Source organism: Deinococcus detaillensis (assembly GCF_007280555.1).
Classification (GTDB): domain Bacteria; phylum Deinococcota; class Deinococci; order Deinococcales; family Deinococcaceae; genus Deinococcus; species Deinococcus detaillensis.
Genome location: NZ_VKDB01000017.1, coordinates 69,082 through 76,443, shown reverse-complemented (window position 1 = coordinate 76,443; position 7,362 = coordinate 69,082). Strand labels below are relative to the sequence as shown.

8 protein-coding genes are annotated in these 7,362 nt (G+C 63.0%); 5 read left to right on the top strand and 3 right to left on the bottom strand.

Translation table 11 applies throughout. The features are described 5' to 3' along the window. Nucleotides 1-182 precede the first annotated feature (182 nt). Together FNU79_RS13990 and FNU79_RS13985 are read left to right on the top strand one after the other, a co-directional pair. Entirely contained in the window at nucleotides 183-710 is a 528-nt protein-coding gene (locus FNU79_RS13990; RefSeq protein WP_143721420.1) for a M23 family metallopeptidase, read from the top strand. 56 nt (nucleotides 711-766) lie between these two features. After that, entirely contained in the window at nucleotides 767-2,047 is a 1,281-nt protein-coding gene (locus tag FNU79_RS13985) for a DUF4127 family protein (protein WP_143721419.1), read from the top strand. Nucleotides 2,048-2,063: 16 nt separating this feature from the next. Here FNU79_RS13985 and FNU79_RS13980 read toward each other — a convergent pair whose 3' ends face one another. Both FNU79_RS13980 and aguB read right to left on the bottom strand, forming a co-directional pair. After that, nucleotides 2,064-3,008 (bottom strand): hypothetical protein, encoded by a 945-nt coding sequence (locus FNU79_RS13980; protein WP_143721418.1) that lies wholly within the window; start codon nucleotides 3,006-3,008, stop codon nucleotides 2,064-2,066. Between the two features lie 80 nt (nucleotides 3,009-3,088). Beyond that, nucleotides 3,089-3,994 carry an N-carbamoylputrescine amidase gene (gene aguB, locus FNU79_RS13975; protein WP_225430076.1) on the bottom strand — a complete coding sequence of 302 codons (906 nt, stop codon included), beginning with the start codon at nucleotides 3,992-3,994 and terminating at the stop codon, nucleotides 3,089-3,091. Nucleotides 3,995-4,058: 64 nt separating this feature from the next. Here aguB and FNU79_RS13970 point away from each other — a divergent pair, with 64 nt between their 5' ends. Beyond that, nucleotides 4,059-5,018, top strand: a complete 960-nt coding sequence (locus tag FNU79_RS13970; RefSeq protein ID WP_143721417.1) for a potassium channel family protein — start codon at nucleotides 4,059-4,061, stop codon at nucleotides 5,016-5,018. A gap of 6 nt (nucleotides 5,019-5,024) precedes the next feature. On the opposite strand, the gene FNU79_RS13965 is transcribed toward FNU79_RS13970, so the two are convergent. Continuing rightward, nucleotides 5,025-6,086, bottom strand: coding sequence for an agmatine deiminase family protein (locus FNU79_RS13965; protein ID WP_143721416.1), 1,062 nt, complete (start codon nucleotides 6,084-6,086; stop codon nucleotides 5,025-5,027). A 38-nt stretch (nucleotides 6,087-6,124) separates the two neighbouring features. Here FNU79_RS13965 and FNU79_RS13960 point away from each other — a divergent pair, with 38 nt between their 5' ends. Continuing rightward, on the top strand, nucleotides 6,125-6,661 hold the full coding sequence (locus tag FNU79_RS13960; protein WP_143721428.1) for an HD domain-containing protein: 537 nt from the start codon (nucleotides 6,125-6,127) through the stop codon (nucleotides 6,659-6,661). A 19-nt stretch (nucleotides 6,662-6,680) separates the two neighbouring features. Then, the gene (locus tag FNU79_RS13955; RefSeq protein ID WP_143721415.1) at nucleotides 6,681-7,355 is read left to right on the top strand and encodes an HAD-IA family hydrolase; all 675 of its coding nucleotides are present in this window, start codon (nucleotides 6,681-6,683) and stop codon (nucleotides 7,353-7,355) included. Nucleotides 7,356-7,362: the final 7 nt, after the last annotated feature.

Sequence of the window (7,362 nt, the reverse complement as noted above, 5' to 3'; positions counted from 1 at the left end):
AGTCCACCGTGGAAACCGCCCGTCTGCGGGGTCAGGATCCCGTCGACGTCTTGATGTCCTTGCGCTGCTGACCTTCTACAAGCCGCTAATCAGATACCCGCAGACGAAAGGGGAGAGCCTCCGGGCTGGTTGGCGTCCGCCGCTCAAGCCGTCCTCACCCGTAAGCCTGAAAATACAGCTCTATGCGCCGTTTATTCGGCTGGCTCCTGACCCTTACCCTCCTCGCGGGCGGCGCTTATCTGACCTGGCCCTTCCTCCAAAATGCCCAGCGGTACGCGGCGCTGCTGTCGTCCCCCGCGCCCGCGCCGAGCAGGTTGCCGCTGCCTTTGCCAGGGGTGCGCTTCACCGATACCTGGGGAGGTGCCCGCTCAGAGGGGCGCAGACACGAGGGCGTGGACATCTTCGCGCCGCGCGGTACGGAGATCGTGGCGACCACCAGAGGCATGATTCTGAACGTCGGCCCCGACCGTCTGGGAGGCCGAACGGTGATGATTCTGGGGCCAAGCGGCGCGAGACATTACTACGCGCACCTGGAGCGCTATCCCAATTTGAAGCGTGGCGACTGGGTCAAGGCGGGCGAGGTGGTGGGCTACGTCGGCGACAGCGGCAACGCCAAAGGCACGCCGCCGCACCTGCACTACGGCATTTACCGGAGTGGTGAGGCCGTCAATCCTTATCCGCTGCTGAAGAAGGCGTGGCTCAAGAACTAACTCGCTGGCTCTTCTCCCTGTCCGCTCTCCTCACTTTTCTTCGCTAGCTTAGACGCATGAAGTCCCGCTTTTCCCTTCGCCTGCTTGCCGCCGCTTTGCTGCTCTTTCCCGCCGTCCAAGCCCAGATTCTGCTGCCGCTCGACTCGCGCCCGGCCACCTCCACCTTGCCCGCCGACATTGCCGGACTCATCAGCCCCGACGTGCGGCTGGCTCCCCAGTGGCTCCTCGGCGCACTGAAGCAGGGAGCAGCCGAAGCTCCCCTTGAAGCGTGGCTGGCCGCCCAGACCACACCTCAAAACCTGCCGCTGATCGTCTCGCTGGACGCGCTGGCTTACGGCGGGCTGGTGCAGTCGCGCACCTCACCCATCAGCGTGGATGTTGCCCTGGCGCGGCTTGCAGTCCTGAAAACCAAAGCCGCTGAGAAGCAGCCGATCTACGCCTTCATCACCTTGCCGCGCTCGCCCGACGCCACCGACCGGGCGCGGAACTTGGCGGTGGCCCGCGAGATGCTGGCCTGGGCTGCCGACGGCACCTTTAGGGAGCTGCACATCACCTGGGACGACGCCCTGCCCGGCTCGCCCGCGCCGCAAGAAGGCGCAGAACTCGCCAAAACCGCGCCCGCCAACGTGCTGGTTTACCCGGGCGCGGACGAGGTGCTGAGCAGCTTGGTGGCCCGCGCCCTCGCGCCGGAAGCAGCCCGCGTCAAAGTGGAGTACAGCGACCCCACAAAGGCGGACGCGGTCATCAAATATGAAGGGATTGCCCTGTCGCGTAGTGTTGCCTTGCACGCTCAGGCCACCGGCTTTACTTTGGCAGCGGCGGGAGAGAGTGCGCCGCTGACTTTGTATGTCTACAACGGCGGCGACTCGCGCAAGGCGGCGCTGCGGATTTCGGCGCTGCTGCGGCGGGGCAAGGTGGCGGTGGTGGATGTCAACGCGGTCAATCAGGGCAATCCGGGGCTGTGGAGTGATCTCACCACCCTGCGCCGCCCGGAGAACTTGGCCGCGCTGGCCGCGTGGGGCACGCCCGGCAACAACCTCGGCTCAGCGCTGGCGCACGCCAAGCTGGTGCTGCACGGCGCTGACCCCATCAAGCAAGACGCGCTGCTGGCCCGCGAGTACACCAACGACGTGATCTACAGCGCTCAGCTCCGCCCGCAAATTCGCAAAGCCCTGCCCGAAGCCGAACTGAGCAGTGCCAAAGCCTCGCAGGTGGCGCTGGCACTGGCCCAAAAAGACTTCCCGCTGCAATTTGCCCAGCGCTACACCCTCGCCGACGCTTCCTTTCCGTGGGGCCGGTCATTCGAGTGGCAATTTGAGTTGAAGAAGCTGCCCTGAGCTTGCTTTATTTATTTCAAGGCGAAGCGGGCATAGCCGTCTGCTGGGTCAGCCAGGGCAGCGTTTCGAGCTGCTGAGCCACCCAGCCAATCGCCTGACTTTTGGCATAAGACACGCCGCTGTGGTCTTCACGCGCCGAGATAAAGGTCTTGATGCCGCTCTTGCTGCCGTCCAAGCGCTGGTTGGGCGTCAGCTCGAACAGGTAGTTGACGTAAAGGCCGGGCGTAGCGCCGCTGCTGGCGGGCCACCGTTTGCTCTGCACTTCCAGATTGACCGCCACATTGGGCCAGACGGTGTCTTTGAGACGCACGGTTTTGCCGTTCACCAACACGCTGTTGCAGGCCAGCAGCGGTGAGCGCTGGGGGTCGTTGCCCCAGACCGCCGATTGGGCCGCCACCAGTTCGGGGCTGTGGTCTACATTCCAGGCCGCGCAGTTGGCGTCCAAATCAATCAGGGCGGCGATCGGCACCTGACCAAATAGGGTGCTCAGGTAGTGCGCCCACACTGCGCCGTGCGAGTGGCCCACCAACACGATGCGGGCCGGATTGCTGCGGCCCGTGACGTACGCTTTGATCAGCCGCTGGTAGTCGCTGAGCAAATCGAGGACGCCGCGCTGGGGCAGCTTGGAGCGGCGCGAGGTGAAATCGGTGGTGATGCGCTCGGCGTAGCCGTGAACTTCGGTTTTGAGGCCGCGCTGCTCAAAGACCTTGGCGATGGTCGCCAGCGTGCCGCGCTCGCCGAGGTAATCCCAGTTGTCCTGCGGCGCTTGGCAAGGCGGGCCGCAGCGCCCCGAAATGCCGAAGATCAGCACGTCGGGGCTGCCTACCGGGCGCTGGGTAAAGCGCAGTTGCTCGGCCAAACCGGGCGGCTGGTACACCACCGGACTGAGGCTGGCCATCGGCGCACAGGCGCTCAGAAGCGCGGGGCAGGCGGAAGTGAGCAGGAGCAGCAAGCGCTTCATGACTGCTTTACTGTAGCGCTGCTGAGGGCGCTCAAAAGTGGGTGCTGGGGCTGAAGTTGGTACTGGGGTTGGGGCACGGCTCAGCTCCGCCGCGTCACGCCGTCCATGGTCATCAGTGGGCCGTAGAGTTCGGGACGGCGGTCCCGAAAAAAGCCCATGCCCGCCCGGAATTTGCGGGCTTCTTGCAAGTTCATCGGGTGAATCAGCGCTCCTTCCTCAGCGCTCCCGAATTCGGCTACCAATTCGCCGGTGTAATCACTAATAAAACTGTGGCCGTAATAAGTCTGGGTCAGCCCCGCCACCACTTCAGCGCCGATGCGGTTGGCCGCGCCCACATAGCTGGAGTTGCTGACCGCGTGGCCCTGCATGGCCCGCTGCCACATGGCGTGGCTGTTGGGGCTTTCCACGCCCTCAGGTTCCGAGCCGATGGCGGTGGGGTACAGCAAAAAGTCAGCGCCCAGCAGCAGCATGGCCCGCGCCGATTCGGGATACCACTGATCCCAGCAGATGCCCGCGCCAACGCGCCCATACCGGGTCGGCCAGACCTTGAAGCCGGTGTCGCCGGGCGTGAAATAGTACTTTTCTTCGTAGCCTGGCCCGTCAGGAATGTGGGCTTTGCGGTAGACGCCGAGCATCTTGCCGTCTGCGTCGATGCAGGCCAGCGAGTTGTAATGGGTCTGGCCCGCCGCTTCAAAAAAGCTGATCGGCAACACTACGCCGAGTTCAGCGGCCAGATTTTGAAATTGGCCCAAAAAGGGGTGGCCTTCGACCGGATGCGCCAGAGCAAAGTAGTCTTCGCGCTCCACTTGGCAAAAGTACAGGCTTTCAAACAGTTCCGGCAGCAAAATGACGTTCGCGCCTGCTCCGGCGGCGTCTCTGACATGCTGCTCGGCCCGCGTCAGGTTGTCGGCGAGTTGGTCGGTGACGTGCATTTGAATGACGGCCAGATTGACGCTTGAAGGCATTGGTGCAGCGGGAGTGGACATGCTTTGAGGGTAGCTCAAACCCGCCGCAACAAGGCAAGCTTCCCAACCCTTCATACTTGTGTGTATGTCCAGCGTGCGCCCGATCTGGTTGGTGTTGGTGCTGCTGACCCTCATCGGTGGCGGCGCGTCGGGCTATCACTGGCTGGAAGGCTGGAACTGGTCAGACAGCGTGTACATGACGCTGATGGTGCTGACCACGGTGGGCTTCAATGAAGTGCATCAACTCAGCCGCCCAGGCGAGTATTTCACCGATGTCTTGATGGTGGCGGGCATCGGGCTGATGCTGTATTTGCTGACGGTTTTGGCCGAAAGTGCGCTGCGCGGCGTGGTCGATCCGCAACGGGCGCGGCGCAGAAAGGAGCGGCGAGTGAAAATGCTCAAGGGTCATACGTTGGTGTGCGGCTACGGCCAAGTCGGTGAAGCGGTCTGCGCCGCCCTCAAGCAAGCCGGCCGCAGCGTGGTGGTGATCGACACCGACGCGGAGCGCTTGGCCTACGCGTCGGCGCACGGGTTGCAGGTGCTGGGAGGCGACGCCACCGACGAAGAAGTGCTCAAGCGGGCAGGCGTTGAAAGAGCCGGCGCTTTGGTCAGCGTCATTCATTCTGATCCGGCCAATTTGTATGTGGTGCTCTCGGCCAGGGGCTTGGTGCCGGAACTCAAAATCATTGCGCGGGCCAGTGACGAAAGCGCGGCCCGCAAAATGCGCCGGGCGGGGGCCAGCGAGGTGGTCAACCCTTATCAGCTCAGCGGCAACCGCATTGCCCGGCTGATGATCGCGCCGCACCTGGCCCGCTTCCTGAGCAGCGACCTCGATTCCAGCCACTTCACGGTGCGCGAGGGCGCGGTGCCGAGCGGCTATGTGGGCAAAACCATCGAGCAGTTCGGCCAAGACAGCGGAGCGCTGGTGGTGGCGATTTGGCGGGACAACCAAGCTCTGCGTGCCCGCCCGCAGGAAGTCTTGCTGAGCACCGATACCCTGCTGCTGGCCGGAACGGCGGCAGAGGTGGCGGGGGTGGGGAGCTAAGGACAGTTAAGCTTCTTTGCCCGTCCACACCTCGCCCGCTGGCTGCTGCTGAGTGACGCAGTGGAACGAGCCGCCGCCCTCGATAAGTTGGCGGCTAGGCAGGCCGATGACTTGGCGGCCCGGAAAAAGTGGCCTCAACACCTCCAAGGCTTTTTTGTCGTTGGCGTCGTGGTACTGCGGCACCACCACAAAGCCGTTGCCGATATAAAAGTTGGCGTAGGTGGGCGGCAGCCGGCCTTCCGCGCCTTCCAAGCGGGCGGCAGGCAGCGGCAACTCCACGACTGTGAAAGGCTGGCCGCTGGCGTCGGTCATCTCGCGCAGGGCGGCCAAGTTGCGCTGCATCGGGGCAAAATTGGCGTCCTCTGGGTCGCTCTCTATGCTGGTCACGAGGGTGGTTTCATTCACAAAGCGGGTGATGGTGTCGATGTGGCCGTCGGTGTGGTCGTTTTCCAGGCCGCCGCCGAGCCACAGCAGTTTTCCCAGGCCCAGCGTCTCTTGCAGCAGCGCCGCGTACCCCGCTTCAGTCAAATCAGGATTGCGGGTATCCGTCAAAAAGCACGAACGGGTGGTCAGGCCCACGCCCGCGCCGTTGACTTCCAAGCCGCCGCCTTCCAGCACCTCGGGCCTGTCCCAGTGCGCCATGCCGAGCGCTCCCGCCACATATTCGGGTACTTGGTTGTCGTTTTCAAATTCAAATTTACCGCCCCAAGCGTTAAAGCGCCAATTGATCAGGCCGACTTGCTGGCCGCGCTTGATAAAAATCGGGCCGCTGTCGCGCAGCCACACGTCGTCTAGGGCTTGGCGGTGGTAGGTGACATTGGAACCCTCCAGCCTCAGGCGGGCGTCGTGTTCGCTTTCCTCGTCACGCACAATCAATTGAACCGGTTCAAAGCGGGCAATGGTTTTAATGAGTTCCGCGAACTCGCTGCGCACTCCGGCCAGATGGCCAAACCAAAGCTCGTCGTCAGCGGGCCAGCCCAGCCAGGTGGCGGCGTGGGGTGCCCATTCCGACGGCATGGCAAAGCCCAGTGCGTGGGGGCTGGGGTCGGCAGGGGAGAAGTGGGTCATGAGGAAAGGATAGCTTGCCGCTTGCTATCTTTGCTTTTATGCAGCGCAACCAAGCCTACGCCCTGATGCTCCAGCACACCCCCTCCGAATCTTTGCAGCGGCACATGCTGAATGTGGAAGCGGCCATGCGCTTTTATGCCCGCATCTGGAATGAAGATGAAGAAACGTACGCCGTGACTGGCCTGCTGCACGACTTCGATTACGAACTTCACCCGGAGCAGCACCCGTTTTGGGGCGTGGAGTATTTGCGCTCCAACACTGAACTCAGTGAAGAGGTGCTGACGGCCATTCTCGGCCACGCGACTTACAGCGGGGTGGCGCGTGAAACCAAATTGGCTCAGACGCTGTTTGCCGTAGACGAGCTGACCGGCTTGGTGCAGGCCGCCGCACTGGTGCGCCCCGACAAAGACGTGAGCAAGGTTGAGCTCTCCAGCCTCAAGAAGCGCTTCAAAAATAAAGCGTTCGCAGGCGGCGTCAACCGTGAGGAGGTCACGCAAGGCGCACAGGAACTCGGCGTGGATTTGGACACCCACGTGCAAAATGTGCTGAAAGCGATGGGAGAGATGGAGAGCTGAAAGCTCTTACACTGGAAGCATGACCGTTTCTGCTTCCACCATCCAAGCCCTGATCTTTGATTTCGACGGCACCATCCTCGATACAGAAACCCTTGAATTTCGCCGCTGGGAAGCGCTCTACCGTCAGCACGGGCGCGAGCTGGCGCTCCGTGACTGGCAGCAGGGCGTGGGCACTTGGGACGCTTTCGATCCTTGGCTGGGGCTCCCCGATACCGTGCAGATGCGCCGGAGCGAAGTCCACGCCGAGCTGCACGACCAGATCATTGCCGACATCACCGTCTCCGAGTTGCGCCCCGGCGTGCTGGGCGTGCTGGAAGAAGCGCGGGCGGTGGGCCTCCGGCTGGCTCTGGCGACCAGCAGCGACAAAGTCTGGGTCAGCCGCTGGCTGGAGCAGCACGGCCTCCTCGGGTTTTTTGAGGTGATGGCCACCCGCTACGACGTGACTCAGGTCAAGCCCAGCCCGGAGCTGTACACGCTGGCGGTCACGCAACTGGGTCTGCGCCCTGAGCAGTGTCTGGCCATAGAAGACAGCTTCAACGGCGCGACGGCTGCCGCTGGTGCTGGCGTGCGGGTGGTGGTGGTGCCCAACGAAGTGACGGCCACCCAAGCTTTTTTGCCGACTTGGCCGCGTTTGGCAGGCTTTACCACGCTGGCTGACTTGTTGGCGGCTGGAGAAGTGGAGTTGCCGTCTTAGCTTGCCT